The organism is Rhodococcus sp. NPDC054953 (assembly GCF_053609225.1).
Genome location: NZ_JBSGXD010000006.1, coordinates 33,582 through 59,874, shown reverse-complemented (window position 1 = coordinate 59,874; position 26,293 = coordinate 33,582). Strand labels below are relative to the sequence as shown.

Genomic DNA, 26,293 nt, shown 5'->3' with positions numbered 1-26,293 from the left:
TCCGGTCGCCATCAGCGGCCGCCCTGGGTCGGCGCGACACCCAGCGTGACGTCGATGGTCTTCGGATTCGCACCATTCGGGTCGGTGTAGGTGATCTTCACCTCGTCGCCGGGGGCATGCGAGCGGATCGCGGCGATCAGGGCGTCACCGCTGTCGATCACCCGGTCGTCGACGCGGGTGATCACCACGCCGCGGGGCATGCCGGCCTTGTCGGCGGGCCCACCGGGGGTGACGTCCTGGACCGCGGCACCGTTGGTGACATCCCGCGAGGACACCGACACCCCGATGATCGCCTGGGTTGCCTTACCGGTGTTCACCAGCTCGTCGGCGACCCGCCGGGCCTGGTCGACGGGGATCGCGAAGCCGAGGCCGATCGAGCCGCCCTGCTGACCGGCCCCCGCCTCGCCGCCGAGGGTCGCGATCGCGGTGTTGATGCCGATCAGCTTGCCCTCCATGTTCACCAGCGCGCCGCCGGAGTTTCCGGGGTTGATCGCGGCGTCGGTCTGGATGGCGTCGATCACGGTGTTCTGGTTGCCCGCCTCACCGCTCGTGGAGACCGGGCGGTTGAGGGCCGACACGATGCCGCTGGTGACGGTGCCTGCCAGTCCGAGGGGCGAGCCGATCGCGACGACCGACTGCCCGACCTGAAGGTCCGCGGACGTGCCCAGCTCGATCGGGGTGAGATCGGTGCGGTCCTCGACCTTGATCACCGCCAGGTCCGACATCGGGTCGGCCCCGATCAGCTTCGCGGACGCCGTCGACCCGTCCGAGAACGCGACCGTGAGCTTGCCGTTCGCTCCGGCACCGGTGGCGACGTGATTGTTGGTGAGGATCAGTCCGTCGGAGGACAGGACGATGCCCGAACCCTCCCCCTCCGCCTGCGCACCCTCGACCTGGATTTGCACGACCGACGGCAGCACCTTCTGCGCCACCGCCTGGACGGATCCGGCTGGCGCGTTCGCGGTCTGGGTGGCGTTCGTGCGGGGCGCGTCGAGCGCGCTGGTCACCGGGCCGGAGCCGCCGCCCTGCGACCACGCCCCGACGGCACCGCCGACGCCGCCGCTGACGAGGGCCAACGCGACCGCCCCCGCAACGAGTGCGGTGCGGCCCTTCTTGAGCTTCGACTCGGCCTGCCGGGAATCCCACCCCGCCGGGGATGCACCCGCGCCCGGCGGGGGTCCCGGCTGATAGGAACCGTAGGCCGACTGCCCGTACCCGGGCTGCTGGTAATGCTGGGCCGCCGACGGGTACTGCGCGGTCGGGTGGGTACCCGCCTGACCCGCGGACGGGTACTGCGCTGTCGGCGTCTGCGCGGTCGGATACTGCGCGGTCGGGTGGTCACCGGTGGGGTATCCGGGGGACGCGTCGCCTGCAGCCGGGTCGTTGGTGGACCCGTGCTGCGCCCAGGGCGAGCCCTGCTGCCCGGAGTCGTGCCGGTCGCTGCGGTCCCTGCCCGTGTGATCCTCGGTCATCTCGTCTGATCCTTCTCCCCGCGCACCGGTCGGTGCGACTGCGATTCGATCTCGTTGACCCCAGCCTGTCCTGTCGGTCTTAGAGGGACCTGAGACCGCGCTTTCAGTTTGCCGAGATCTTGCTCCCCGGGTGGCGGCCGCCTGCGCCCGCGGGCGCCTCGCCGGGCAGCACGATCGTGAGCAGCGCGCCGCCCCGGTCGGACCGGCCCGCCTCGGCGGTACCGCCGTGCTTGACGACCACCTGACGGACGATCGCCAGCCCCAGCCCCGAGCCGGGCATGGACCGTGCCTCGGTGGACCGGTAGAACCGCTCGAACACCAGTTGCCGGTCCTCGTCCGGGATTCCGGGGCCCGCATCATCGACCGTCAACGCGAGGTGCCCGCCGTCGAGTTGCCGCATCCGCACCCGGACCTCGGCCGCGGTCGGGCTCCACTTGGCGGCGTTGTCGAGCACGTTCAGGACCGCGCGGGACAGCCCGGCACCGTCGCCGTACACGAACCAGGGCACCGTCTCCGCGTGGAAATCGACCTCGTTCCGCCTGCGACGAACCCGCTCGAGAGCCCGTTCCACCGTGTCCGCCAGGTCGATTCGCTCGTGCACCGTCTCCGGCGCGTCCTCCCGCGCCAGGTCGACGAGATCGCCGACCAGGGTGGACAGTTCCTCGATCTGGGCCATCACATCGGCGCGCAGCTCCGCCATGTCCTGGTCCGGGATCCGCGGCGCCCCGGGCCTTCCCGCCGCGATCAACAGCTCCATGTTGGTCCGGAGGGAGGTCAGCGGGGTCCGCAGTTCGTGGCCCGCGTCGGCGACGAGCCTGCTCTGCCGGTCACGGGACTCGGCGAGGGCCCGGAGCATGGTGTTGAACGAGATCGTCAGCCGGGCCAGTTCGTCGTTCCCGGTGACCGGAATCGGTGTCAGCTCGTCGGTGCGGGCGATCTGCTCGGTGGCAGCGGTCAGCCGCGCCACCGGACGTAACCCGGTGCGCCCCACCGCCATGCCCGCGAGCGCCGCGAGTCCGACACCGCATCCACCGACGATGAACAGCACCCAGGCGAGCCGTTCGAGCACCTCCCCGGTCGGGGCGAGCCGCTGCGCGATCACCAGGGTTGACCCGAGGTTCGTGCGCTGCGCGTACACCCGCTGACCGGCGAAGGTCCGCAGCGTCGAGTCGTGTTCGCCTCGCGCAACGGACATCTCGGCCTCGCCGATCGGCGTGTTCGACCCCGGCGGCATGTACACCTTGAGGTCCGGGAAGACCAACGCGACGCTGATGTCGTTGGAGTACACCGTCGCGAGCGAGATCATCCGGACGTCGAGCGCGTCGAAGTTGTTCGCGATCAACGTCGCCGACCTGCTGCGCAACTGGGAGTCGACGTCGTTGTAGAGGGCACGGGACACGACGGCATAGGCGGCGATCGCCATCACCGCAACCGCGATCGCGACCACCGACGCCGCCAGCAGCGCAACCCGCCACCGCAGCGACACCGACCTGGTCAGCGGCATGGGCGGACGCATCTCGGGAATGTCGTGCGGGGAAGACGGATTGGCGGCCGATCGGCCAAACGGGGCAACCATCACGGCGGAGTCTCCCGCAGCACGTATCCGACTCCGCGCACCGTGTGAATCAACCGCGGTTCACCGTCCGCCTCCGTCTTGCGACGCAGGTAGCCGACGTAGACCTCCAACGCGTTCCCCGACGTCGGGAAGTCGTACCCCCATACCTCCTCCAGGATCCGGCTCCGGGAGAGCACCCGACGCGGATTCGCCATCAGCATCTCCAGCAGCGAAAACTCGGTGCGGGTCAGGCTGATCGACCGGCCGCCGCGGGTGACCTCCCTGGTGACCGGGTCCAGGGTGAGATCCTCGAACGTCAGCGCCTCCGAGTCCTCCCCCACATCCGGCACGGCCCGGCGCAGCAGCGCCCGCAGGCGCGCGAGCAGTTCCTCGAGCGCGAAGGGTTTCGGCAGGTAGTCGTCGGCGCCCGCGTCCAGGCCTGCGACCCGCTCGGACACCGAATCCCGCGCGGTGAGCACCAGGATCGGCAGGTCGTCCCCGGCGCTGCGCAGCCGCCGGCACACCTCCAGCCCGTCCAGCCGCGGCATCATCACGTCGAGGACCACCGCGTCGGGCCGCTCGGCGGTGACCTGCTCCAACGCGTTGAGACCGTCGACCGCGAGGTCGACGGTGTATCCGTTGAACGTCAGGGATCGGCGGAGGGAGTCCCGCACGGCTCGGTCGTCGTCGACCACCAGGATGCGCATGATCATAGTTTCTACCCGGCAACTGAGATCGCGCTGAGAGGCGGCTGAGCCGTGTCGCTCAACCCGGCCGGAGTCAGCCGTCCACGTGTCGCGGGCCGGGGAGGTTCCACCCCCGCCACAGCGCCACCAGGCGCAGCAGCGACGCGGACACGGTGCCAACCACCAGGCCGGTGGCTGGCGCCGAGCCCAGTGCCGCGCACCCGACGACGACCGTCGAGCCGACCAGCGCGGGGATCGCGTAGAGGTCGCGGTGCAGCAGCAGCGGCATCTCGTTGACGAGGATGTCCCGCAGGACGCCGCCGCCGATCGCGGTGGTGGCACCGATCAGCATCGCGGCCTGACTGCTGGCCCCCGCGTCGAGTGCGATTGCCGCGCCGCTGCTGGCGAACAGGCCCATCCCAACCGCGTCCAGGACCAGGATCTCGCGGCGCAACCGCTGCGCCGCCGCATGCGCGAAGAACACCAGCACCGACGTGAGCAGCGCGGTCACGAAGTACTTCCAGGTGTTCAGCGAGGCAGGCGGCGTGATCCCGAGCAGCACGTCCCGCAGCACACCGCCGCCGATCGCGGTGAACACCCCGATCAGGCACACCCCGAAGAAGTCGAGGCGCTTGGCGACCCCGACCAGGGCACCGGATGCCGCGAAGGCGACCACACCGACCAGTTCGACCACCGTCAGCAGCACGGATCGATCCTGCCCGGCGACGATGCCGATTCGAGGTCAGTCGCGACGCGTGTCGGCGGCGAAGGCGGCCGCCCGCGCCATCTGCACCGGCCGCTTGCGCAGGAACACCCACACGACGCCGAGCACCAGGAACCAGACCGGGGTGACCAGCAGCGCCTGCAGGGTGTCCGACTTTTGGGTGAACGCCCACACCAGGAACGCGAAGAAGGCGAGCACCACGTAGCACATCGGAACGCCGCCGGGCATCTTGAACGCGGACTGCTCGTGCAGGTCGGGTCGGCGTCGCCGGTAGACGATGTAGCTGATCAGGATCATCGACCACACGAACATGAAGCACAGCGACGAGATGGTGGTGACGATGGTGAAGGCCTCGATGATCGAGTCACCGACCGCGACCATCACCACACCGGACAGCAGGAAGACACCGGATAGGTACAGGGCGTTGGCGGGCACCCGCCGCCGGGTGAGCCGCGCGAAGGCGGACGGGGCGTCGCCGTCCCTGGCGAGGCCGTAGACCATCCGGGATGTGGAGTAGATGCCGGAGTTCGCCGACGATGCCGCCGAGGTGAGCACCACGAAGTTGACGACGGACGCGGCGATGCCGAGCCCGGCGAGCGCGAACATCGCGACGAACGGGCTGCGGTCGGCGCTGATCTCCCGCCACGGGGTGACCGAGATGATCACCGCGAGCGCGACGACGTAGAACAGCATCACCCGCACCGGGATCGCGTTGATCGCCCGCGGCAGGTTCTTCTCGGGGTCCTTCGTCTCCGCGGCGGCGGTGCCGACCAGCTCGATGCCGACGAACGCGAAGGTCGCGATCTGGAAGCCCGCAACGAAGCCCATCGGCCCGGTCGGGAAGAAGCCGCCGTCGTTCCACAGGTTCGCGAAGGACGATTCGGCACCGTTCGGCGCGACGAAGTGGGTGAACACCATCGCCAGCCCGACAACGATCAACGCGACGATCGCGACGATCTTGATGAGCGCGAACCAGAATTCGGTCTCACCGAACGCCTTGACGGTCGGCAGGTTGAGGCCGATCAGCAGCGCGACGGAGGCGAGTGCGGGGATCCACAGCGGAAGCGAGCCCCACCAGTAGGAGACGTAGCCCGCGATCGCGATCACGTCGGCGATGCCGGTGACGATCCAGCAGAACCAGTAGGTCCACCCGGTGAAGAAGCCCGCCCACGGCCCGAGGAGGTCACCCGCGAAGTCGGCGAACGAGCGATAGCCGGTGTTCGACAGCAGCAGCTCGCCCATCGCCCGCATCACGAAGAACAGCATCGTGCCGATGATCATGTAGACGAACAGCACGGACGGCCCGGCCAGGGAAATGGTCTTGCCGGACCCCATGAACAGGCCGGTGCCGATCGCGCCGCCGATCGCCATGAGCTGGATGTGCCGGTTCGACAGCTGCCGGGACAGACCGGGTTCGCGGTCCGCTCCCGCATCGATCTGGATGTCTTCGGACACGGGTACTCCTCGCCCACGACGGGGCCGTGCATGACCGCCTCGACAAGCCGTCGAGACGCACCACGGCACGCCGTGAATGGAACTCCGCACGGCAATGCCGTGACTGGACTGTGACGCCGGGCGGCGTCGACCCGACCGCGTCGAGCGACGTCAGGCGCTGAATATCGTAGCGAACGCGCCGCGGACGCTGCGGGACCCACACCGGTCGTCCGGCCCTGCGCGGCCGCGGGGTCTCGCGGGCGGCGCTCATCGACGGGGCGCGGCGTCGAGCTCGCCGCGGAATCTGTTCCCCGATGCCGGTCCGGTACGATTGCGTCATCGTGACGCTGCGGACTTCTCGTCCGCGCGGTCATCTGCGGAAGTTCGAGCCAGCGCGCGTGCTGCGCGAACCGGCTCATCGCGGGGAAACTGCCAGGCGTGCGCAGGTCCAGCTGGTAACACTCGAGAGGGAAGCAATGGCAGTCAAGAGGGGCCCGTCCAAGAAGTCCCGCGGCGCGGACACCGGCCGCAAGCCCAAGAAGAACCCGCTGTTCGCGGCCAAGATCGAGCACGTCGACTACAAGGATGTGAACCTGCTCCGCACGTTCATCTCCGACCGCGGCAAGATCCGCAGCCGCCGCGTCACCGGCCTCACCCCGCAGCAGCAGCGTCAGGTTGCCGTCGCGGTGAAGAACGCCCGCGAGATGGCACTGCTGCCGTTCACCAGCCGGTAGTCCAGCATCCGACAAGGCCGCGTCGTCCACCCGGACGACGCGGCCTTGTCATGTCCGGCGTCAGCTGGCGACGACGCCGACCATCGCGGGCGCCATCACATCCCGCAACCGCTCCCACGGCACCGTCACCTGGACGAGCCCGATCGCGTGCGGACCGACCTGGTAGTCGGTGAAGTGGATCTCCATTCCCGCCGGGGTTGCGAGCCAGTTCGCGAAGTTCTGCCGGGTCGGCTCGATGCCGCTGCGCTCGAAGTCGGCGCCCGCCGCCGTCGCGGGGAGCAGACGCGCCGACTCCTCCGACAGCCGATTCAGGCCGGCCTGCAGATCCGGGAACAGGGTGGTGAGGGTGATCGGCTGCGCATTGTCCGCGTCGATCACCACGGTCGCGACCACCGGCGTCGGGTGCGCGCCCGGCGGGTCGGCGTTCCACGACGTCACCAGCAGGCCGCTGAGAACCCGGGAACCGATGTGCGCGACGCCCGACTCGGGGCGGGACTCCAGCGTGAACCGCTCGCCAGCCGACCCGTCGATCTGGTCCTGCAGTGCCGCGCGGATCGACTCGTTGAATTCCGCGGCGACCGCGGGGTCGCCCCCCTCGACCTGCGGCACGGTGACGTCGTAGCGGACGCGGCCGGTGTCGCCGGTGACCTGCGCGGTGGTGGCGAGGTACTCCGGCGGCTGCTCCACCGGTGTCGCGGGCGGGGGTCCCGCCGGTGCGGCAGGCGCCGCCTCCGCCGAGGACCCGCTGGCGGCGGCGGTGGTCGCCGTCCCGTCCGTGCTGTCGCCGCACGCCGCGAGGGTGAGCACCGCGGCCACGGTCACCGGCATCACGAGGACCCGAGAGATCGACATTCGTCCATCTTCACCACCGGCCCGCTCCCGGACAAGCGTGACGCGCGGCATCGTTAGATCGGCTACCGACTAGACTTCCCGGGGTTCGTTGACGAGGAGGTCGGGTGTCCGGAGTGTTCGCGGGCTTCACCGTCATCTTCGTCGTCATAGCGATCGGCTACCTCCTCGGCCGCTTCCGGGTGCTCGGCGAGCATGGCGAGTTCGTCCTCAGCAGGCTGGTGTTCTTCGTCGCCACCCCGGCGCTGCTGTTCGACTCGCTCGCGCAGGCCGACCTGTCGGTGATCTTCTCGCCGACCCTGGCGGTCGCCGCCGCCACCGCGTTCGCCCTCGGCATCGCCTACTTCGTCCTCACCCGGACGGTGATGCGCCGCCCGATCCCGGAGGCGACGATCGGGGCCCTCGCCTCGTCGTACGTGAACTCGGCGAATCTCGGCATCCCGATCGCGGTGTTCGTGCTCGGTGACGCCTCGTTCGTCGCCCCGCTGCTGCTGTTCCAGATCGTGGTCTACTCCCCGATCGCGCTGACCATGCTGGACCTGACGACCGAGCGCAGGAGCAGTTCCTGGGTGCAGACCGTGACCACCCCGTTCAAGAACCCGATCGTGCTGGCCGGGGTCGCCGGGCTCGCGGTCTCGGTCGCCGGATGGACGCCGCCCGCCGCGATCACCGAACCGTTCCGCATCGTCGGCGGTGCGTCGGTGCCGGGCGCGCTGCTCGCGTTCGGCATCTCGCTGTACGGGGTTCGGGTGCTGCAGCGCGGGGTGGCGCCGCGGCGCGAGATCGCGGTGGCATCGGTGCTCAAGATCGTGGTCCAACCGGTCCTCGCGTACCTGATGGGCCGTTTCGCCCTCGGTCTCGACGGGCACGAACTGTTCGCGGTCGTCGTGGTCGCCGCCCTTCCGACGGCACAGAACGTCTTCGTCTACGCCAGCCGTTACCAGCGGGGAATCGTCCTGGCCCGCGACACCGCCCTGGTCACCACGCTCGCCTCGATCCCGACGATCGGCCTCGTCGCCGCCCTCCTGGCCTAGCGCGCTCCGCGCCCGTGCGTGATGCACACCCTCATTGGGGTAAAAATCACGCACAGTCGGCGGAGCCGACGTCAGCGCGGTCGCCGCAGCCGAATGAAGTCGCTGACCACCGCCGCGCCGAGCCCGTCGAGGTCGGGCGCGACGACGCGGCCGCCAACCCGCTGCGCCATCCGGTCCACCACCCGCGCGAGACCGGGGTCGTCCCCGAGCCGGAAGATCGTCACCTGGGCTCCGAGCCTCGCGAGGTTGTCGAGTTCCCGGACCGTCAACCCGAGCGTCCGCGGATGCGGCGGATAGTCGAAAAAGGCGCGACCATCGGGTTCCAGATGCGCGGTCGGCTCGCCGTCGGTGACGATCAGCACCACCGGCTGCGCATTCGGATTGCGCCGCAGGTGCCGCCCGGCCAGCAGCAGCGCATGGTGCAGGTTGGTGCCCTGATCCCAGGCGCCGTCGAGGCCCGCCAGCTCCTCCGGGGTGACGGTGCGGGCCTGCCTGCCGAACGCGATCAGCCGCAGGTCGTCCCCACGGAACCTGGTGCGCACCAGATGATTCAACGCCAGCGCCGTGCGCTTCATCGGCACCCAGCGGCCGTCCATCACCATCGAGAACGAGGTGTCCACCAACAGCGCCACCGCGGCCTGGGTTCGCTGCTCCGTCTCGGCGATCTCGACGTCGGTCACGCGCATCCGCACCGGGACCGGCGGCCCGCAGGCACCGGCCTGCCGCAGAACCGCATTGGTGACGGTGCGGGTCACGTCCCACGGTTCGGTGTCGCCGAACTCCCACGACCGGCTCGACCCCGTCGGCTCCCCCATCGCGCCTGCCCGGCGGGTGTCCCTGGCACCGCTGCGGCCGGACAGCCGCTGCGCGGCGTCCCGCAACGCCGCCTCGCCGAGTTTCCGCATCGCCCTCGGCGAGAGCCGCCACTGACCGTCCGCCCCGCGGTCGAGGTACCCCTGCTGCTGCAGCGCCCGTTCAAGGTCGGCGAGGGTTCGCGCATCGGCGGCGGACTCCGGCCCGAGTTGCCGCAGCAGTGCCTCCGGGTCGATGTCGTCGAGCTGCGCACCGGCGTACTCCTGCGACAATTGCTCCGCGAGCTGTTCGAGGTCGGCGATGTCCGCGAGGGCGGCGGTGCCCGCCCCGAGGCCCATCCCGTCGTCGCCGCGGAAACGCTGGCTCCCATCCCAGTCCTCCCCCGGCCGGGCCGCGCGCAGGTTCGCATCAAGCCGGTCCAGCTGCTGCACCAGGCCGGGACTGCCGAATGCCTGCTGCGCCAGGGCGTCCAGCTCGGCACGCTGTTCGGGGGACAGCGAGTTCCGCAGCCGCTGCGCGGCCGCCGACCGGCGGGCTACCGTGTCGAGCAGCTCCTCCACGTCCCGCGGGTTCTCCGGAAAGAACGCGCCGTACTCGGCCATGAACCGTTCGAAGTCCTCCGGTGCGTCCACGCCGCGGGAGTGCTTGTCCAACAACGCGTTCAGGTCGGTGAGCATCTCGTCGACCCGCCGACGATCGTCGTCGGTTGCGTTCTCCAGCGCCCGCTTCATTCCGGCGAACCGCTGGTCCAGCAGTTCCCGACCGAGCAGGTCGCGGATCTGCTCGTAGTCCGCGCGGGCCTGCGGATCCCGCCACCGGTAGCCGGACAGGTCCCGGACCGCCTGCGCGGTGGACGGGGGCAGATCCGCGAGTTGCAGCTCGGCGAACCGGGCGTCGTCGTCCAGGGACCGGGCCAGTTCCTTGCGTTCCGCGAGGACGGCCCGGTCCAGTAGCTCGCGCACCTCGTCGAGCGTGCCCCCGAGGTTGTGCGCGTCCAGCAGCTCCCTTCGCCTCCGGTTCGCCTGCGCGGCAAGCTGATCCAGCCCAGCCATCGTCGACGTGCCGCGTCGCAGCAACTCGCGCAGCGCCCGCCGCGGCGACGACCCGGCGAGGACGTCGGCCCCGATCGCGTCGAGCGCCTCCCGCAGGTCCAGCGGGGGCGCCAGCGGATCAGGTCCACCGTGATACCGCCCGTAGCGCTGGTACATCAGCCGTACACCAGCTGCCCGTCGTCGTCGGTGTCCTTGGCGATCCGACGCGCCAGATACAGGCCCTCGAGTGCAAGCTCGACCGCGGCGGCGCGGGCACCGACCGTTCGCGCCCCGAGCCGCTCGGCCAACTCGTCCACGACGTCAAGATCGGGCAATTCTCCGAGCAGATCCTTCGCGGTGACCCGGTCGCCCGTGACCACCGGCGACCCGGACTCGACGGCGCCGACCAGATCGGCGAAATCGATGCCGCCGAGCCGATCCCGGACCGTGTCGGCGGTGGCCCTGCGCAGCAGATGGTCGAGGATCTCACTCTCCCGCCCCTCCTCGCCGGACTCGAACTCGATCTTGCCCCGGAGCACGTCGACGACGGTTCCGAGGTCCACCGGCCGAGCCGTCGGGTCGGATTCGCCGAGGATGGCACCGCGATGGACGGCGGCCGCCCCGGCCGTCTCCGCCGCGGCGACCGCGAAGCGCGCCGACACACCGGACCGTTGGTCGATCGACGGGGACTCGCGCAGCAGCCGGGTGAACCGGGCGAGGATCTCCAGCAGCGGGGACGGGACCTCGGCCCGCAGCTGCGCCTCCTGCACGACGACCGCGATCTCGTCGTCGATGTCCAGCGGGTAGTGGGTGCGGATCTCGGCACCGAACCGATCCTTGAGCGGGGTGATGATGCGGCCACGGTTCGTGTAGTCCTCCGGGTTTGCGCTGGCCACCACCAGCACGTCCAGCGGCAGCCGCAGCGTGTAGCCGCGCACCTGGATGTCGCGTTCCTCCATCACGTTCAACAGCGACACCTGGATCCGCTCGGCCAGGTCGGGCAGCTCGTTGACCGCGACGATGCCGCGGTGCGCGCGCGGAACCAGACCGAAATGGATCGTCTCCGGGTCACCGAGGCTGCGTCCCTCCGCAACCTTGACCGGGTCGACGTCACCGACCAGGTCGGCGACCGACGTGTCCGGGGTCGCGAGCTTCTCCGAGTACCGTTCGTCGCGGCCCCGCCACTCGATCGGCAGGTCGTCACCGAGTTCGGCGGCACGCCGGATCGACGCCGGCGTGATCGGGTCGTAGGGGTGCTCGCCGAGCTCCGATCCTGCGATCACCGGGCTCCACTCGTCGAGCAGCAGCGGCAGTGTCCGCAGCAATCGGGTCTTTCCCTGGCCACGCTCACCGAGCAGCACGATGTCGTGGCCTGCGATCAGCGCCCGTTCCAGCTGCGGCAGGACGCTGTCCGCGAAGCCGACGATCCCGGGCCACGGGTCGCGGCCGTCGCGCAGCGCGGCGAGCAGGTTGTCGCGGATCTCGTCCCGGACCGGGCGCTGGACGTGCCCGGAGGCCCGCAACGCTCCCACCGTCCTCGTGGTGGGGCGCGGCGACCGGGACTCGGCGGTGGACGCAGTCACCACCTCACGCTACGAGGCTTCGGCGGATTCGGCATCCCGTCCCGGCGCGAACGCCGATCGCGCGGTCGACGCGCTGATCCTGGCCGCGCTTCGTACACTGCGCGGATGGACACCTGGGTGCTGCCCGCCCTGCTCGGCCTCGGACTGGCCGCCGCGACCGGACTGCGAACCTTCCTTCCGCTGCTGATGCTCAGCGCCGCCGCGCATTTCGGGTGGTTCGGCATCTCCCTCGGCGAGTCGTTTGCCTGGGTCGGTTCGGGCGCAGCTCTGGTCGCGCTGGCGATCGCCACCGCAGCGGAACTGACCGCGGACCTGATCCCGTTCGTGGACAACGCCCTCGGGGTGTTCGGCACGGTCAGCAGGCCGATCGCCGCCGCGATCGCGGCAGGCGCGGTGTTCACCGACCTCGACCCGTCGACTGCGGTGATCGCCGGGATCATCGTCGGAGCACCCACCGCGCTCGCATTCAGCACCGCGCAGACCGGCACCCGGGCGGTGAGCACCGCGTCCACCGCGGGGGTGGCCAACCCGGTGCTGTCGGTCGCCGAGGACGGCGTCGCGTTCACGCTCGTCCTGGTGGCGTTCCTGCTGCCGCTGCTGATCCCGGTCGCGATCGCGGGCCTGGCGTGGTTCGCATGGAAGGGCGTGCGCCTGCTCCGCCGCCCGGCCGCCGGGTGACGCGGGCACGCCGGGACTCGCACCGCGAACCTGACAGACTGGTCGGCATGGTCGACACCGAAATCACCTTCACCAGCGGCGACGTCACCGTCCACGGCAGCCTCCTCGTCCCCGACCGGCTCGCCGGACCCGCCCCGGCCGCGCTGCTCCTCGCCGGCAGCGGGCCAACCGACCGCAACGGCGACAGCGGCGTGATGCCGGGACCGATCGGCACCCTCCGGTTCCTCGCCGAGACCCTCGCCGAGTCCGGCATCGCGAGCCTGCGGTACGACAAGCTCGGCAGCGGCGAGACCGGTCTGGGCCCCTACACCGTCGACGACGTGGCCGGACTCGGCTTCTCGGTGTTCGTCGACACCGCCGCCGACGCGCTCCGCAATCTCGCCGCCCAGCCCGACGTCGACGCGGACCGGCTTCTGGTGATCGGCCACAGCGAGGGCGCCCTGGTCGCGATGGCCCTCGCGGTGCGTGAGGACACCCCGCCCCTGAGCGGACTCGGCCTCGTCGAGCCGCTCGCGGTTCGTCTGCTGGACCTGCTGACCCGGCAGATCACCGGGCAGGTGGACGCCGCCGTCGCTGCCGGTCAGCTCCCCGTCGAGCTCGCCGACCAGCTGCGCACCGGTCTCACCGCGGCCGTCGAATCGCTGCGCGCCGACGGCACCGTTCCCGACGACCTGCCGGAACCGCTGCGGCTGGCTGGCCTGGTGTCCGTCAACGCCAAGGCCCTCGCCGAGGAGGATGCCCTCGACCCGCGCGATCTGGCGACCCGGCTGCCCGCCGGGCTGCCCGTGCTGACGAGTTGCGCGGACCGCGACATCCAGGTGGCCCGCGCCGACGTGGACGCCCTCGACGCGGCGCTGACCGGCGCCGTGGTCACCCCGGTCCGGATGACCACCGTGAACCACGTCCTCAAGGAGATCGGCGATCGGCCCTCGACGGGCGCCGACTACATCGAGGACCTGCCGTTCTCGAGCGAGTTCCGAACCGCCTTCGAGAACTGGCTCGCCGCCCTCCCCTCCTGACCGGGCGGGCAGCACCGGCGTACGCGCTCCCCTACCCGGGCGGGCGCGTACGCCGTCCCGCCCCCCGCGCCACCCCCGCCCGCGCACATCCCCTGTGCACACGCCCCCTCGCGCACCCACACCCCCACTGCACGCCGAAAACCCCCGTGCGCCCGCGAAACCCACTGTGCACACACCTTTTCCGGAAGCGCGGCGATGTCGCCCGCGGGCCAACGCCCGGCGCCGCGACACGCCGACCACGTTATCGAGATGCGCGCACACGTCGCCGTGCGGTAACGTGCTCCGCTAACAACCGACCACGAAGAGAAGGGAACCCGGCCATGTCGACGTTGACGCACGTATCGGCGGCACACGTGGCCATGTGGCGTTCCTGCATTTTCGCCAAGCGTGTACGCCGAGGACCATCCTGACGACAAACGGATCAGAGTTCTCGGCACCCAGGGCACACCGCCCGGGTGCCTTTTCTTTTACCCGAGCAATTTCCCGAACCGTCGCCCGACCGAAACGTCCCGAACACACAGCGCCGACACACTCGAAGGCGCACCACCGAGCCGAGGAGCTCCGACATGAAACTGCGCTTCAACCAACTGAGTCCGACCCGCCCGCTGGCGGACCTGCCCGACGACCTGACCGGGCACGCCGTCACCCTCGACCTGTCGCACACCGACGCCTGCCAGCGCGCCGCCGCCACCGACCTGGCCCGGGAACTGCTCGACCGCGGCGCCGCCCGCATCGTCATCTCCGGCAACGCCGCCTGAACGCACGAAAGGTGCACACCCACTTGGGTGCACACCTTTCGGCGGACAGCGTCCGTGTCAGTGCACGAAATACCGCTTCGCGTCAGTGCGCAAAGTGCCGCGCCCCGGTCAGGTACATGGTGATGCCCGCCGCACGCGCCGCGTCGATCACCTCGTTGTCGCGGACCGACCCACCCGGCTGGACGACGGCCTTGACGCCACCGTCGATGAGCACCTGAAGTCCGTCCGGGAACGGGAAGAACGCGTCGGACGCCGCGACCGCGCCCGCCACCCGGTCACCGGCACGGTTCACCGCGAGGTGCGCGGAGTCGACCCGGTTGACCTGCCCCATGCCGACCCCGACGGACGCCCCGTCGGATGCCAGCAGGATCGCGTTGGACTTCACCGAACGGCAAGCACGCCAAGCGAACTCGAGATCCTTCAGGGTCTGCTCGTCGGCGGGCTCACCGACCGCGAGGGTCCAGTTCGCCGGGTTGTCCCCCTCGGCGTCGAGGACGTCGCGCTGCTGCAACAGCGCACCACCGGAGATCGGGCGCAGTTCGATGCCGGACTCGGTCGGCGCGACGGCCTCGAGCACGCGGACGTTCTTCTTACGGGCCAGCACCTCGACGGCACCGGGCGCGTAGGACGGGGCGATGATCACCTCGGTGAAGATCTCCGCGACCTGCTCGGCCATCTCGACGGTGATCTCGCGGTTGGCGGCGATGACGCCGCCGAACGCGCTGACCGGGTCGCAGGCATGCGCCTTCCGGTGCGCCTCGGCAATGTCCGCACCGATCGCCACACCGCACGGGTTGGCGTGCTTGATGATCGCGACCGCAGGAGCCTCGAAGTCGAAGGCGGCACGCCACGCGGCGTCACCGTCGGTGTAGTTGTTGTACGACATCTCCTTGCCGTGCAACTGCGTCGCCTGCGCCAGACCCGCCGGGGCGGCCGGGTTCACGTACAGGGCGGCGGCCTGATGCGGGTTCTCGCCGTACCGCAGCACCGCGCTGCGGTCCCAGCTCGCACCGGCCCACTCCGGGAACTGCGCATCCGAGTCGACGAGGGTCGAGGTCATCCACGACGCAACCGCGACGTCGTAGGACGCGGTGTGCTGGAACGCCTGCGCGGCGAGGGCGGTGCGCTCGGCGAGGGTGAAGCCGCCGGCCGCGACCGCGGTCAGCACCTCCGAGTAGCGAGCCGGGTCAACCACGACCGCGACCGACGGGTGGTTCTTCGCCGCGGCACGCACCATCGACGGGCCGCCGATGTCGATCTGCTCGACGCACTCGTCGGGGGTGGCACCCGAGGCGACGGTCTGCGTGAAGGGGTACAGGTTCACGATCACCAGCTGGAACGCCTCGATGCCGAGCTCCTCGAGCTGGGCGAGGTGGTCGGGCTTGCGGGTGTCGGCGAGCACGCCGGCGTGCACGCGCGGGTGCAGCGTCTTCACCCGACCCTCAAGGCATTCCGGGAAGCCGGTCAGCGACTCGACCGGGGTGACCGGGATCCCGGCCGCGGCGATCGTCGCGGCGGTCGATCCGGTGGAGACCAGCTCGACGCCCGCCTCGTGCAGGCCGGTGGCGAGTTCCACCAGGCCGGTCTTGTCGTACACGCTCACCAGTGCGCGGCGCAGGGCCTTACGTTCGGTCACTTCGGGATCACGGCCTTTCGTCCATCGGAAACAACTCCTCGCGTCGCGACGGCGGCGAGAACCTCCACCAGCAGTCGCCGTTCCACGGTCTTGATGCGCTCGTGCAGGCTCGCCTCGTCGTCGTCGTCCCACACCGCGACCGGCTCCTGGGCCAGCACCGGCCCGGTGTCCACACCCGAATCCACCAGGTGCACGGTCGATCCGGTCACCTTGACGCCGTAGGCGAGAGCATCCCGGACGGCGTGCGCGCCGGGGAACGACGGCAGCAACGCGGGATGGGTGTTGACGATCCGACCCCCGAACCGGCCCATGAACTCGGGGCCGAGGATCTTCATGAAGCCTGCGGAGACGATCAGGTCCGGGGTGTGTGCGGCGACGGCGTCGGTCAGCGCGCGATCCCACGCGGCGCGGTCCGGGTGTGCGCCGAGGGCGACCGTGAAGAACGGGATGCCCGCGGCCTCCGCGTGCCCGGCGGCCGCGCAGTCGCGGTCGACGCCGACCGCGACGATCCGCGCCGGAAAGTCGTCGACGGCGGCCGCGATCAGCGACTGCAGCAGGCTTCCGGTACCGGAAGCGAGTACCACGACCCGGACCGGCGTACCGGTGGCGTCGGGCCGGAACACGTGCGGGGCAGTCAGGGCTCTACTCCTCGGGGCGTCGGCCGGAGAGCCGGCCGTGGATCGCGTCGGCAGCGCCGACGCCCGATAAGACTAGTCGCTGCTGGTCCGGGTCCCGTCGGGCAGGTCCTCGTCCGACCGCAGGTCAGTGACCTGCGCCACGCCGTCGCCCGCAGCCACGTCCGACGCGGGCGGGAACTCCGACTCGTCGTCGACCACCTCCGCGTCCACGACCGCTCCCGGCTCGACGTCCAGCACCGGCGGTGCGGTGGCCGCGTCGTCGATCAGTTCGGCCTCCACCACCGCGGGCCCGGGTCGCGGCGCGGGGTCGGTGGCGCCCTCGTCCCCCGCTGCACCGGACTCGGCTGCACCGGACTCGGCTGCACCGGACTCTTCAGGGGCCTCCGTCACCGCGGCGGACGCGGCGGCTCCGGGCAGGGCCAGGGTCGCGGCGGGGGGACGGGGACGCGCCGGTTCGCGGGCGGGCGTCGACTCCGGGTGCGTGCGCCACCGCGTCAGGGCACCGGCCGCCGAACCACACACCGCGAGCCAGCCCAGGGTGGCACCCGCGAACGTGACGAGGGTGACGCCGACCGAGCCGAACGACCCGAGCGCACCGCCGGAGGTGAACCCGAGGACGGCGAACACCACCGCGACCGCGACCGCACCGACCAGCGCCGTCTGCGCGGCCAGCAGCGGGGACGCGGCGCGGCGGCCGCACTCCCGCCCGAACAGCACCCCGATCGCCGCCGGGATCACCAGCGTGGCGAGCCAGCCGTCGCCGCCCGCCTGCTCCGGCAGTGCCCCGAGCACCGGCAGCGCAGGCACCGGACCCCCGACAACATCGAACAGGCTCACCGACGCGGAACCCACGTGCACGGAGGAGCCGACCAGCACCGCGGTGGCACCGACCACCACATTCGGCAGGTACAGGATCGACAGCAGCGTCAACCCGAGGCCGCCGGCGAACCCCTCCCCGGACCCGATGAGCATCCCGACCGTCGACCAGGACGCGAGCAGCGACACGACGGTGATCGCGGCCCCGGTGGCGAGCAACGCCATCGCCGCGCGCATCGCCGGGCGGGCGGCGGCGAGCACCCAGTCGGGCACGCCGAGAAAGGTGACGGCCGGGCGCCACAGGCGCATCCCGATCCCGATGCCCGCCCCGATCACGTGCACGGCGATCACCCAGGCGAACGCCACCACCGGATTCGGCATCGACAGGGCGATCACCGACGACGCGTCCGCGGCGACGGCAAGCGCGATCGCGGTGACCACCACCGGCCCACCGACGGCCGCGCCGAGCACCCACCAGCATTCGTGCCGCGGCGTTGACGAGTGCACCACCCTGGCGCAGCCCCTGGCCACCACCGCGACCATCACCAGCGTCGGCAGCAGCGGCAGGGCGCCCAGCGCGGCGCCGCCGATCGACAGCGGAACCTGGTGCACGGCGAGCCACCCCGCAGCGACCGCTCCGCTCGTCCCGGTGAGGTCGCTGTTCGCGGCGACCAGGGTGACGAGCATGCCGGTGCCGATCAGGGCGACCGTGAGCAGCGATGGGCGCAGCGCCAGCCCGAGCAGGGCCCGCGCCTGTTCGGGCGTCGGACTGGGGCGAGTCGCTTTCGGCGGGCGCGGCGTCGGCGGGCGCGGGGAACGCCGCTGACCGTCAGAGCGGCTGGGAATGCGGCTGAGCGCGGAGTCCATCGTCCGGCGACGTCAGCTGTCGGTCCGGCCGGGCTGGTCCACCCCGAAGGCGCGGGTCGGCGCGGCGGGGTTGTCGCCTCCCGCGTCCGGGTCCGAGCCTGTGGCAGGCGTCGACGGCGGCGGTGTGGACGGCGGCGGTGTTGGCGCCTGCGGCTGCCCGTAGGGCTGGCCGGGCGCCTGCTGCGGCGTCGGCGCCCCCGGCGGGGGCGCGTACGGGTTGGGCTGCGGTGCGTAGCCGGGCTGCGGCGGGCCGTATCCGGTGGGCGGACCGTACCCGGCGGGCTGCCCGGGCGACTGCTGCGGTCCCTGGCCGTATCCCGGCGGGAACCCGGGCGGCGGGCCGTACCCGGGTGCGGGCGCACCGTACGGCTGCTGGGCGTAGCCGGACGGACGCGGGGCGGGCGTTCGGACCAGGCCGAGGCTGAACAACAGCACCGCGATCGCGGCGGCCGCCTGCACGAACGCCAGAATCAGGTTGAGGATGCCGCCCCACGCGAGGCTCACCCCGTCGGACAGGGTGAACAGGAAGAACAGCGCAACGAGGAAGCCGACCAGGGAGGTCACCGCCGCCGTCGCCTGATGCTGTTGCCCCGGCAGCAGCGTCAGCCCGGCAAGCAGGCCACCGGTCAGCAGCAGCGCGAGCGCGAGCACCGGATAGCCGCCCTCGAAGGAGCTCTGCGAGAGCGGGGTGTCGTTGAAGGTGGTGACCTTCGCGTACGGCGCGAACCCGGCGACGAAGTTCACCACCCCGAGCGCGGCCACCGCGATGAGCAGCAGCTGCGGAAGTGGCCGGCCAGCGAGCCCGCCTGCCGGCGGGGACGGCGGCTGGCCCGGACCCGCGGGGCCCGCGGACGGATAGCCGGGTCCTGTTGGCGGATACGTCATCGTCGGCTCCTCGACATGGGGCGGTGGATTTCCCGGAAAGGGTGGTGGACCAACGCTAGCGCACCGAGCGGTGACGGCACGGTGCCGCGCGGCGCCGCGCCGCGGACCTCCCGATTCGCCGGGCGCGCTCCCCCGAAAACGCCGACGGGCACCTGCATGTGCAGGTGCCCGTCGGCGTGAACCAGGGGGGGTGCTTACGCGCCCACGGTCAGGGTCTCGAGGATCTCGCGCGCGAGTGCGGCGGTCTCGGACGGCGTCTTGCCGACCTTGACGCCTGCCGCCTCGAGGGCGTCCTTCTTGGCCTGAGCGGTGCCCGAGGAGCCGGAGACGATGGCGCCAGCGTGGCCCATGGTCTTGCCCTCGGGAGCGGTGAAGCCCGCGACGTAGCCGACGACCGGCTTGGTGACGTTGGCCTTGATGTAGTCGGCCGCACGCTCCTCGGCGTCGCCGCCGATCTCGCCGATCATCACGATGAGCTTGGTCTCGGGGTCCTTCTCGAACGCCTCGATGGCGTCGATGTGGGTGGTGCCGATGACCGGGTCGCCGCCGATGCCGATGGCGGTCGAGAAGCCGTACTCACGCAGCTCGAACATCATCTGGTAGGTCAGGGTGCCGGACTTGGAGACCAGGCCGACCGGGCCCTTGCCCGCGATGTTGGCCGGGGTGATGCCGACCAGCGCCTCGCCCGGGGTGATGATGCCGGGGCAGTTCGGGCCGATGATCCGGGTCTTGTTGCCCTTCTCGACGTTGTAGGCCCACGCGTAGGCGGAGTCCTGCACCGGGATGCCCTCGGTGATGACCACCAGGAGCGGGATCTCGGCGTCGATGGCCTCGACGATGGCGTCCTTCGAGAACGCCGGGGGGACGAACGCGATCGAGACGTCCGCGCCGGTCTTCTCCATCGCCTCGGCGACCGAAGCGAAGACGGGCAGCTCGACGGGGTTGCCGTCCTTGTCCGTGTGCGACACGGTGGTGCCGGCCTTGCGGGCGTTGACGCCGCCGACGACCTGAGTGCCCGCCTTGAGCATCAGCGCGGTGTGCTTGGTGCCCTCGCCGCCGGTGATGCCCTGGACGATGACCTTGGAGTCCTTGGTCAGGAAGATAGCCATTGTTCTGTGTCCCTTACTTCGCGGCGAACGCGAGTTCGGCGGCCTTGTCGGCGGCCTCGTCCATGGTGGCGACGACCGTGACCAGCGGGTGGTTGGCCTCGGCGAGGATGCGGCGACCCTCCTCGACGTTGTTGCCGTCGAGACGGACGACGAGCGGCTTGTTGGCCTCGTCACCCAGGGTCTCCAGGGCGCCGACGATGCCGTTGGCGACCGCGTCACAGGCGGTGATGCCGCCGAAGACGTTGACGAACACGCTCTTGACCTGGACGTCGTTCAGGATGACGTCGAGGCCAGCCGCCATGACCGCTGCGGAGGCGCCGCCACCAATGTCGAGGAAGTTGGCCGGCTTGACGTTGCCGTGCTTCTCACCGGCGTAGGCGACGACGTCCAGGGTCGACATGACCAGGCCCGCGCCGTTGCCGATGATGCCGACCTCGCCGTCGAGCTTGACGTAGTTGAGGTCGTTCTCCTTGGCCTTGAGCTCGAGGGGATCGGTGGCGTCCTTGTCCTCGAACTCGGCGTGGCCGGGCTGACGGAAGTCGGCGTTCGCGTCCAGGGTGACCTTGCCGTCGAGGGCGAGGATCTGGTCGTCGGGCGTGCGGACGAGGGGGTTGACCTCGACGAGGAGAGCGTCTTCCTTGATGAAGACCTCCCACAGCTTCTGGATCGTGTTGGCCGCGGCGTCGAGCACCTCTGCGGGCAGCTTGCCTGCCTCGGCGATGCTGCGCGCGAACGCCAGGTCGACACCCTTGACGGCGTCAACGGGGATCTTCGCGAGGGCGTCGGGGTTCTCCTCGGCGGTGACCTCGATCTCGACGCCACCCTCGACGGAGCACATCGCCAGGTAGGTGCGGTTGGTGCGGTCGAGCAGGAAGGAGATGTAGTACTCCTCGGCGATGTCACTCGCCTCGGCGACCAGCAGCTTCTTGACGACGTGGCCCTTGATGTCCAGGCCGAGGATCGCCTCGGCGTTCGCCTGCGCGGCGTCCGCGTCGGGCGAGTACTTGACGCCACCGGCCTTGCCGCGGCCGCCGACCTTGACCTGCGCCTTGACCATCACGGGCTTGCCGATTTCCTCGGCGATCGCGCGGGCACCGGCGACGGTGTCGGTAACACGGCCGGCCGACGTGGGCACGTCGTGCTTGGCGAAGAGTTCCTTCGCCTGGTATTCGAAGAGATCCATCTGCTCACCGTCTCGTCTGCGTTGACTGCGTTGACGCCCGCTCGAGGGGTAGGAGCGGGTCCGTCCGGGACAATATCTAGTTGATTCCGTGACACGGCCCTCGCCTTGGTGCTATGTGGCCTATGTCACGACATCGGATGCATACGCCGCAGGCCACGGGCCGCTGGGCCGAAAACCGCTCCAGCGACGCCTGCGCGAAGCACCGTGCCGACGATCCCGGCCAGCATCCCTGGCGCGACCATCGACGCGACAACCCGACCGGTGGTCAAGGGTCACCCGATCAGGTATACGCCCTCGGGCGCCCCCACGCCCACCCGCCCCACCCTGCGGCTGCGCCGACGAACACCCGGTGGACCTTATGTCGGAATCGCCCGTTATTGATTTGTGATGCATATCACAACTCCACGGCGGGTCTTCCGCCAGAGGTTGCGGCTCCTGCGACCGTTTCGTTACCGTCGCTGAGTCCAAGTCACAGGCAGGTCACGAGCGAGAGGACGGCAGGTTCTTGTCAAGACACCGCGCACCGTCCACGACCAGCGACTTCGGCACCACCCCCGCACCGGACCTCGAACCGAGGCGGGACTTCGCAGCCCAGACCGTCACCTCCCGACCGGGACCGGCGCAGCAGACCAGCAGGCGCAGCGACCGGTTCGTCGTCGACGACGCGGGCAAACAGTCACATCCGCAGTACTCGGCACAGCGTTACACCGGGTCATCACGTCTCGAGACCCACGGCTCCATGAATCACCGCAACACCCCGTTCCACCCCGACCCGTTCGACGACAGCCCGACCACGGTCACCGCGGCACTGCCCGGTGACACACCGGCGCCAACGGACCGCCCCGATGCCGACCTCACACGGGTGTCCGACCTCGCGAATGTTGCAGCTCCCGCCCGGCGCGGTGGAGCGCACCGCATCCCAACCCCACCCACCGCCCTCAAGGGCCGCGCCGCCGTCGTCGCGGTGGCAGCAGGCGCCGTGGTCGCCGCGGGCCAGGCCGCGAACAGCGGGCCGGAGCAGGCACCCGAGATCGCCCTCGCCGCCGACGACGCGTCCGCGATCGCCTCCACCGCCGCGCCGCAGGCCGCACAGTTCGCCGCAACCACCGAAGGCGCAGCACCGTCGCAGGCCCCGCAGGTGCTCAACGTCGCCGATCCCGCGGACCTGACCCAGTTCTCGAACCTGCTCGCGAAGGGCCAGCGGTTCGGTGAGGAGCGCGCCGCCCGCGAGGCCGCGGCCCGCAGGCCGCTGTTCGCCCTCCCCGCGGTGGGCACCTTCACCTCCCATTTCGGTTCGCGGTGGGGAACGATTCACGCCGGCGTGGACATCGCCAATGCGATCGGCACCCCGATCTACGCGGTCGCCGACGGCGTCGTCATCGACTCCGGTCCCGCCTCCGGCTTCGGCATGTGGGTGCGGCTGCAGCACGCCGACGGCACCATCACCGTCTACGGGCACATCGACTCGTCGCTGGTGTCGGTCGGCCAGCAGGTGATGGCGGGCGACCAGATCGCCCGCATGGGCAACCGCGGCTTCTCCACCGGTCCGCACCTGCATTTCGAGGTGCACCTGGCGGGCAACGACAAGATCGACCCGATCCCGTGGCTCGCCACCCGCGGCATCAGCCTCGGCGTCGAACGCGACTGATCGGCTCCCGCACCACGCGGGCCGGGCCATGGCCCGGCCCGGGCCCGGTCTACAGCTTGACCATCGGCACACCGCCGATGAGCATCAACCGCACCTTGCCGGAGGAGCCGAAGTCGACGGTGACCGTCGCGGTCGTGCCTGCACCCTTCGTCTCGAGGACGGTCCCGAGGCCGTACTTGTCATGGCTGACGCGGTCCCCGACCGCGAGCACGAGGTGGTTGTTGCGGGGTCGGGCCGCGCCGAAGCTCGGCGTCGACTCCGCCCGCTCGCGGCCACCGACACCCCCTCCGGTGCCGTAGCCGCCGCCGTACCCCTGGCCGCCGCGGAACCGGCCCCCGCCGATCGCGCCCCCAACACCCGGTCCCGGATCTTCCCGGCGCCAGTCGAGCAGGTGCTGCGGAATCTCCTGCAGGAACCGCGATTCCGGGTTCGTGATCGGCTGCCCCCACGCCGACCGCAGCACCGCGCGCGTCACGTACAGTCGCTGGCGGGCACGCGTGATGCCGACGTAGGCCAGGCGCCGCTCCTCCGACAACTCCGCCGGGTCGCCGAGGGCACGCATGTGCGGGAACTGGCCGTCCTCCCAGCCCGTCACGAACACGACCGGGAACTCGAGCCCCTTCGCGGTGTGCAGCGTCATCAGCGTCACCACGCCGTCACCGTTGTCCGGCAGCTGATCCGAGTCCGCAACCAGCGACACCCGCTCCAGGAACGCGGCAAGCGATCCCGGATCGGGTTCGCCCTCGGCGAGGGCCGGATCGTCCTCGTCGGCCGCCGCGAGCGCGCCCTCGAGCGACTCGTCGGTCTCCGTGTCCAGGCCCACCGCATTGCGCGCATCTGAGCTGAACTCCCTTGCCACACTGACGAGTTCGTTCAGATTGTCGAGTCGCGCCCCATCCTGCGGATCGCTGCTCGCCTCGAGTTCCGCGCGGTAGCGGGTCCGGTCGAGGACCGACTCCACCACGTCGCCGATGTCGATCAGCCCGGTGTCGTCGGGCTGCATCCCGTCCCGGATCTCGTCCATCATGTCGACGAACGCGGCGATCGCCTTGTGTGAGCGGGTGTTCAGCAGCGGGACGGTGCCCGCCGCTGCGTCCCGCAGCGCGGCAGCGAACCCGATGCCGCGTTGCTCGGCGTGCACCGCGACGCAGGCCTCCGCGCGGTCCCCGATGCCCCGGCGCGGGGTATTGAGGATCCGTCGCAGGCTCACCGTGTCGTCCGGGTTCTCCAGCACCCGCAGGTAGGCGACGACGTCACGCACCTCCTTGCGCTCGTAGAACCGGACCCCACCGACCACCTTGTAGGGCAGGCCGAGCCGGATGAACACCTCCTCCAACGCGCGCGAGGAGTTGTTGGTGCGGTAGAACACCGCGACCTCACCGAACTTCGCGTCACCAGCGTCGACGAGGCGGTCGATCTCGGACGCGACGAAGGATGCCTCGTCGTGCTCGTTGTCGGCGACGTACCCGGTGATCAGGTCGCCCTCACCGGAGTCGGTCCACAGCTTCTTGTCGCGGCGGCCGGTGTTCCGGGAGATCACCGCGTTGGCGGCGGTGAGAATATTCTGGGTGGAACGGTAGTTCTGTTCCAGCAGGATCGTGCGGGCCTGCGGATAGTCCCGCTCGAACTCCTCGATGTTGCGGATGGTGGCGCCGCGGAACGCGTAAATGGACTGGTCCGCGTCACCGACCACGCACAGCTCCGACGGCGGCACGGCGGCCGCGTCCGGCGTGCTCGCCTCCCCGACCAGCGTGCGCACCAGGACGTACTGGGCGTGGTTGGTGTCCTGGTATTCGTCGACGAGGACGTGCCGGAACCGGCGCCGGTAGTACTCGGCAACCTGCGGGTGCTGCTGCAGCAGCGCGACCGTCTCGCCGATCAGGTCATCGAAGTCGAACGCGTTCGCCGCGCGCAGCCGGGCCTGGTAGTGCCCGTACACCCGGGCCACCAGCCGCACCACCTCGTTGGGGTCCTGCGCGGCGTCGGTCTCGGCCTGCTCCGGGCCGATCAGCTCGTTCTTCAGGTTGGAGATGTGCGTGGCCAGCAGCCGCGCCGAGTACTTCTTCTGGTCGATCTCGAGGTCCTTCGAGATCATCGTCAGCAGCCGCCGCGAATCGTCCGCGTCGTAGATCGTGAAGTTCGAGTTCACCCCGGGCAGCAGCGCGGCCTGCATCCGCAGGATCCGAACGCAGGTCGAGTGGAAGGTCGCCACCCACATGCTGGTCGCGCGCGGGCCGACGAGCTGCGCGACCCGTTCCCGCATCTCCGCTGCTGCCTTGTTGGTGAACGTGATGGCCAGGATCTGGCCGGGGGTGACGCCGCGTTCCGCCAGCAGGTAGGCGATGCGGCGGGTCAGGACCGCAGTCTTGCCCGATCCTGCACCGGCAACGATCAGCAGTGGCGACCCCGTGTGCACGACCGCGTCCCGCTGCGGCGGGTTCAACCCATCGAGGAGATCCGCGGTCGAGGTACGGAGGCCGGCCTGGGCTGCGCCGGAGAATGATGCGGCGGAGAATGTGTTCATCGCCTGTCCACGCTACCGCCGCACACCGACAGCAGGCCCCGGCACCACCCACGCGGCGGCGGGTGCCGCCGGGCATGGCAAAATGAGGGCATGCTCAGCGCCGACAATCGCCTGCAGTGGCGATTTTTCTACGGGTACCGGACTCCGGTGCCCGTGGCCTGACCAATCCACGAGCCCCGCGGTCCGCAACCGGATCCGGGGCCCTTTTCGTGAGACGGCCTGGATCGGGTAACGACCCGCGGGACCGACAACGATCCAGTGTGTGACACGAGGAGTAGACATGGGCGCCCCCATCTCATCGCACGACGACGCCGCCAAGAACGACCCGGCGACCGGCACCGACGACATCGCGATCCCGACCAGTGAGGCCGAGATCGACGAGCTGCGCAAGGAGATCGACCGGCTCGACGCGGAGATCCTCGCCGCGATCAAGCGGCGGACCGAGGTCTCCCGCATCATCGGCCGCACCCGGATGGCCTCCGGCGGTCCCCGCCTCGTGCACAGCCGCGAGATGAAGGTGCTCGAGCGGTTCGGCGAGCTCGGCCAGGAGGGTCACACCCTGGCCATGCTGCTGTTGCGCCTCGGCCGTGGGCGTCTCGGGCGCTGACAGCGCACAC

Annotated in this window: 22 protein-coding genes; 7 read left to right on the top strand and 15 right to left on the bottom strand. The window is 70.5% G+C overall.

Annotated elements, in window-relative coordinates:
* Positions 1-11 precede the first annotated feature (11 nt).
* The 5 genes from ACWF62_RS06320 to cycA all read right to left on the bottom strand — a co-directional run bounded on the left by ACWF62_RS06320 (position 12) and on the right by cycA (position 5,892).
* The gene (locus ACWF62_RS06320) at positions 12-1,472 is read right to left on the bottom strand and encodes a S1C family serine protease (protein ID WP_452629651.1); all 1,461 of its coding nucleotides are present in this window, start codon (positions 1,470-1,472) and stop codon (positions 12-14) included.
* Between the two features lie 103 nt (positions 1,473-1,575).
* Positions 1,576-3,048 carry an ATP-binding protein gene (locus tag ACWF62_RS06315; protein ID WP_452629650.1) on the bottom strand — a complete coding sequence of 491 codons (1,473 nt, stop codon included), beginning with the start codon at positions 3,046-3,048 and terminating at the stop codon, positions 1,576-1,578.
* Entirely contained in the window at positions 3,048-3,734 is a 687-nt protein-coding gene (locus ACWF62_RS06310) for a response regulator transcription factor (RefSeq protein WP_378505615.1), read from the bottom strand. The genes ACWF62_RS06315 and ACWF62_RS06310 overlap by 1 nt, the downstream gene beginning before the upstream one ends.
* Before the next feature lie 73 nt (positions 3,735-3,807).
* Positions 3,808-4,419 carry a trimeric intracellular cation channel family protein gene (locus ACWF62_RS06305; protein WP_378569643.1) on the bottom strand — a complete coding sequence of 204 codons (612 nt, stop codon included), beginning with the start codon at positions 4,417-4,419 and terminating at the stop codon, positions 3,808-3,810.
* Between the two features lie 36 nt (positions 4,420-4,455).
* Positions 4,456-5,892: a D-serine/D-alanine/glycine transporter gene (gene cycA, locus ACWF62_RS06300; RefSeq protein ID WP_378505613.1), complete on the bottom strand. Its 1,437-nt coding sequence runs from the start codon at positions 5,890-5,892 to the stop codon at positions 4,456-4,458.
* Positions 5,893-6,347: 455 nt separating this feature from the next.
* Between cycA and rpsR the strand changes: the two genes are divergently transcribed.
* The gene (gene rpsR / locus ACWF62_RS06295) at positions 6,348-6,605 is read left to right on the top strand and encodes a 30S ribosomal protein S18 (RefSeq protein WP_050062834.1); all 258 of its coding nucleotides are present in this window, start codon (positions 6,348-6,350) and stop codon (positions 6,603-6,605) included.
* A 60-nt stretch (positions 6,606-6,665) separates the two neighbouring features.
* Here rpsR and ACWF62_RS06290 read toward each other — a convergent pair whose 3' ends face one another.
* Positions 6,666-7,457 carry an RsiV family protein gene (locus ACWF62_RS06290; RefSeq protein ID WP_378569642.1) on the bottom strand — a complete coding sequence of 264 codons (792 nt, stop codon included), beginning with the start codon at positions 7,455-7,457 and terminating at the stop codon, positions 6,666-6,668.
* Positions 7,458-7,561: 104 nt separating this feature from the next.
* Here ACWF62_RS06290 and ACWF62_RS06285 point away from each other — a divergent pair, with 104 nt between their 5' ends.
* Positions 7,562-8,488, top strand: a complete 927-nt coding sequence (locus ACWF62_RS06285; RefSeq protein WP_452629649.1) for an AEC family transporter — start codon at positions 7,562-7,564, stop codon at positions 8,486-8,488.
* Positions 8,489-8,559: 71 nt separating this feature from the next.
* On the opposite strand, the gene ACWF62_RS06280 is transcribed toward ACWF62_RS06285, so the two are convergent.
* Both ACWF62_RS06280 and ACWF62_RS06275 read right to left on the bottom strand, forming a co-directional pair.
* The gene (locus ACWF62_RS06280) at positions 8,560-10,509 is read right to left on the bottom strand and encodes a VWA domain-containing protein (protein WP_378505610.1); all 1,950 of its coding nucleotides are present in this window, start codon (positions 10,507-10,509) and stop codon (positions 8,560-8,562) included.
* Positions 10,509-11,918, bottom strand: a complete 1,410-nt coding sequence (locus ACWF62_RS06275; RefSeq protein WP_452629648.1) for a sigma 54-interacting transcriptional regulator — start codon at positions 11,916-11,918, stop codon at positions 10,509-10,511. Before ACWF62_RS06275 ends, ACWF62_RS06280 begins: the two co-directional genes overlap by 1 nt.
* Before the next feature lie 102 nt (positions 11,919-12,020).
* Between ACWF62_RS06275 and ACWF62_RS06270 the strand changes: the two genes are divergently transcribed.
* From ACWF62_RS06270 to ACWF62_RS06260, 3 genes are all read left to right on the top strand, one after another.
* Complete coding sequence (locus ACWF62_RS06270; RefSeq protein ID WP_378505608.1) at positions 12,021-12,593, top strand: DUF4126 domain-containing protein; 573 nt, start codon at positions 12,021-12,023, stop codon at positions 12,591-12,593.
* Positions 12,594-12,640: 47 nt separating this feature from the next.
* Positions 12,641-13,612 (top strand): alpha/beta hydrolase family protein, encoded by a 972-nt coding sequence (locus ACWF62_RS06265; RefSeq protein WP_378569638.1) that lies wholly within the window; start codon positions 12,641-12,643, stop codon positions 13,610-13,612.
* Positions 13,613-14,178: 566 nt separating this feature from the next.
* A complete protein-coding gene (locus tag ACWF62_RS06260; RefSeq protein ID WP_378505606.1) occupies positions 14,179-14,370 on the top strand; it encodes a hypothetical protein in 192 nt (63 codons plus the stop codon).
* An 82-nt stretch (positions 14,371-14,452) separates the two neighbouring features.
* Here ACWF62_RS06260 and purH read toward each other — a convergent pair whose 3' ends face one another.
* The 6 genes from purH to sucC form a co-directional block, all read right to left on the bottom strand.
* Positions 14,453-16,006, bottom strand: a complete 1,554-nt coding sequence (purH, locus tag ACWF62_RS06255) for a bifunctional phosphoribosylaminoimidazolecarboxamide formyltransferase/IMP cyclohydrolase (protein ID WP_378505605.1) — start codon at positions 16,004-16,006, stop codon at positions 14,453-14,455.
* Positions 16,003-16,644: a phosphoribosylglycinamide formyltransferase gene (gene purN, locus ACWF62_RS06250; protein ID WP_378569682.1), complete on the bottom strand. Its 642-nt coding sequence runs from the start codon at positions 16,642-16,644 to the stop codon at positions 16,003-16,005. Before purN ends, purH begins: the two co-directional genes overlap by 4 nt.
* A gap of 72 nt (positions 16,645-16,716) precedes the next feature.
* Positions 16,717-18,327 (bottom strand): cell division protein PerM, encoded by a 1,611-nt coding sequence (locus ACWF62_RS06245; RefSeq protein WP_452629647.1) that lies wholly within the window; start codon positions 18,325-18,327, stop codon positions 16,717-16,719.
* 12 nt (positions 18,328-18,339) lie between these two features.
* Positions 18,340-19,212, bottom strand: coding sequence for a DUF5336 domain-containing protein (locus ACWF62_RS06240; RefSeq protein ID WP_378505603.1), 873 nt, complete (start codon positions 19,210-19,212; stop codon positions 18,340-18,342).
* 194 nt (positions 19,213-19,406) lie between these two features.
* Positions 19,407-20,321 (bottom strand): succinate--CoA ligase subunit alpha, encoded by a 915-nt coding sequence (sucD, locus tag ACWF62_RS06235; RefSeq protein ID WP_378505602.1) that lies wholly within the window; start codon positions 20,319-20,321, stop codon positions 19,407-19,409.
* 13 nt (positions 20,322-20,334) lie between these two features.
* On the bottom strand, positions 20,335-21,504 hold the full coding sequence (sucC, locus tag ACWF62_RS06230; protein ID WP_378505601.1) for an ADP-forming succinate--CoA ligase subunit beta: 1,170 nt from the start codon (positions 21,502-21,504) through the stop codon (positions 20,335-20,337).
* Positions 21,505-22,243: 739 nt separating this feature from the next.
* On the opposite strand from sucC, the gene ACWF62_RS06225 reads away from it, so the two are divergent.
* Positions 22,244-23,152 (top strand): M23 family metallopeptidase, encoded by a 909-nt coding sequence (locus tag ACWF62_RS06225; RefSeq protein ID WP_378506027.1) that lies wholly within the window; start codon positions 22,244-22,246, stop codon positions 23,150-23,152.
* A 49-nt stretch (positions 23,153-23,201) separates the two neighbouring features.
* On the opposite strand, the gene ACWF62_RS06220 is transcribed toward ACWF62_RS06225, so the two are convergent.
* Positions 23,202-25,676, bottom strand: a complete 2,475-nt coding sequence (locus ACWF62_RS06220; protein WP_452629646.1) for a UvrD-helicase domain-containing protein — start codon at positions 25,674-25,676, stop codon at positions 23,202-23,204.
* Between the two features lie 280 nt (positions 25,677-25,956).
* On the opposite strand from ACWF62_RS06220, the gene ACWF62_RS06215 reads away from it, so the two are divergent.
* The gene (locus ACWF62_RS06215) at positions 25,957-26,283 is read left to right on the top strand and encodes a chorismate mutase (RefSeq protein WP_378505599.1); all 327 of its coding nucleotides are present in this window, start codon (positions 25,957-25,959) and stop codon (positions 26,281-26,283) included.
* The last annotated feature ends 10 nt before the right edge of the window (positions 26,284-26,293 follow it).

Coding starts and splice junctions, on each gene's coding strand:
- sucC (WP_378505601.1), bottom strand. CDS start 21,504: ATGGATCTCTTCGAATACCAGGCGAAGGAACTCTTCGCCAAGCACGAC.
- ACWF62_RS06310 (WP_378505615.1), bottom strand. CDS start 3,734: ATGCGCATCCTGGTGGTCGACGACGACCGAGCCGTGCGGGACTCCCTC.
- ACWF62_RS06245 (WP_452629647.1), bottom strand. CDS start 18,327: ATGGACTCCGCGCTCAGCCGCATTCCCAGCCGCTCTGACGGTCAGCGG.
- ACWF62_RS06240 (WP_378505603.1), bottom strand. CDS start 19,212: ATGACGTATCCGCCAACAGGACCCGGCTATCCGTCCGCGGGCCCCGCG.
- ACWF62_RS06225 (WP_378506027.1), top strand. CDS start 22,244: ATGAATCACCGCAACACCCCGTTCCACCCCGACCCGTTCGACGACAGC.
- ACWF62_RS06290 (WP_378569642.1), bottom strand. CDS start 7,457: ATGTCGATCTCTCGGGTCCTCGTGATGCCGGTGACCGTGGCCGCGGTG.
- rpsR (WP_050062834.1), top strand. CDS start 6,348: ATGGCAGTCAAGAGGGGCCCGTCCAAGAAGTCCCGCGGCGCGGACACC.
- sucD (WP_378505602.1), bottom strand. CDS start 20,321: ATGGCTATCTTCCTGACCAAGGACTCCAAGGTCATCGTCCAGGGCATC.
- ACWF62_RS06215 (WP_378505599.1), top strand. CDS start 25,957: ATGGGCGCCCCCATCTCATCGCACGACGACGCCGCCAAGAACGACCCG.
- ACWF62_RS06315 (WP_452629650.1), bottom strand. CDS start 3,048: ATGGTTGCCCCGTTTGGCCGATCGGCCGCCAATCCGTCTTCCCCGCAC.
- ACWF62_RS06280 (WP_378505610.1), bottom strand. CDS start 10,509: ATGTACCAGCGCTACGGGCGGTATCACGGTGGACCTGATCCGCTGGCG.
- ACWF62_RS06265 (WP_378569638.1), top strand. CDS start 12,641: ATGGTCGACACCGAAATCACCTTCACCAGCGGCGACGTCACCGTCCAC.
- ACWF62_RS06260 (WP_378505606.1), top strand. CDS start 14,179: ATGAAACTGCGCTTCAACCAACTGAGTCCGACCCGCCCGCTGGCGGAC.
- ACWF62_RS06320 (WP_452629651.1), bottom strand. CDS start 1,472: ATGACCGAGGATCACACGGGCAGGGACCGCAGCGACCGGCACGACTCC.
- ACWF62_RS06220 (WP_452629646.1), bottom strand. CDS start 25,676: ATGAACACATTCTCCGCCGCATCATTCTCCGGCGCAGCCCAGGCCGGC.
- ACWF62_RS06270 (WP_378505608.1), top strand. CDS start 12,021: ATGGACACCTGGGTGCTGCCCGCCCTGCTCGGCCTCGGACTGGCCGCC.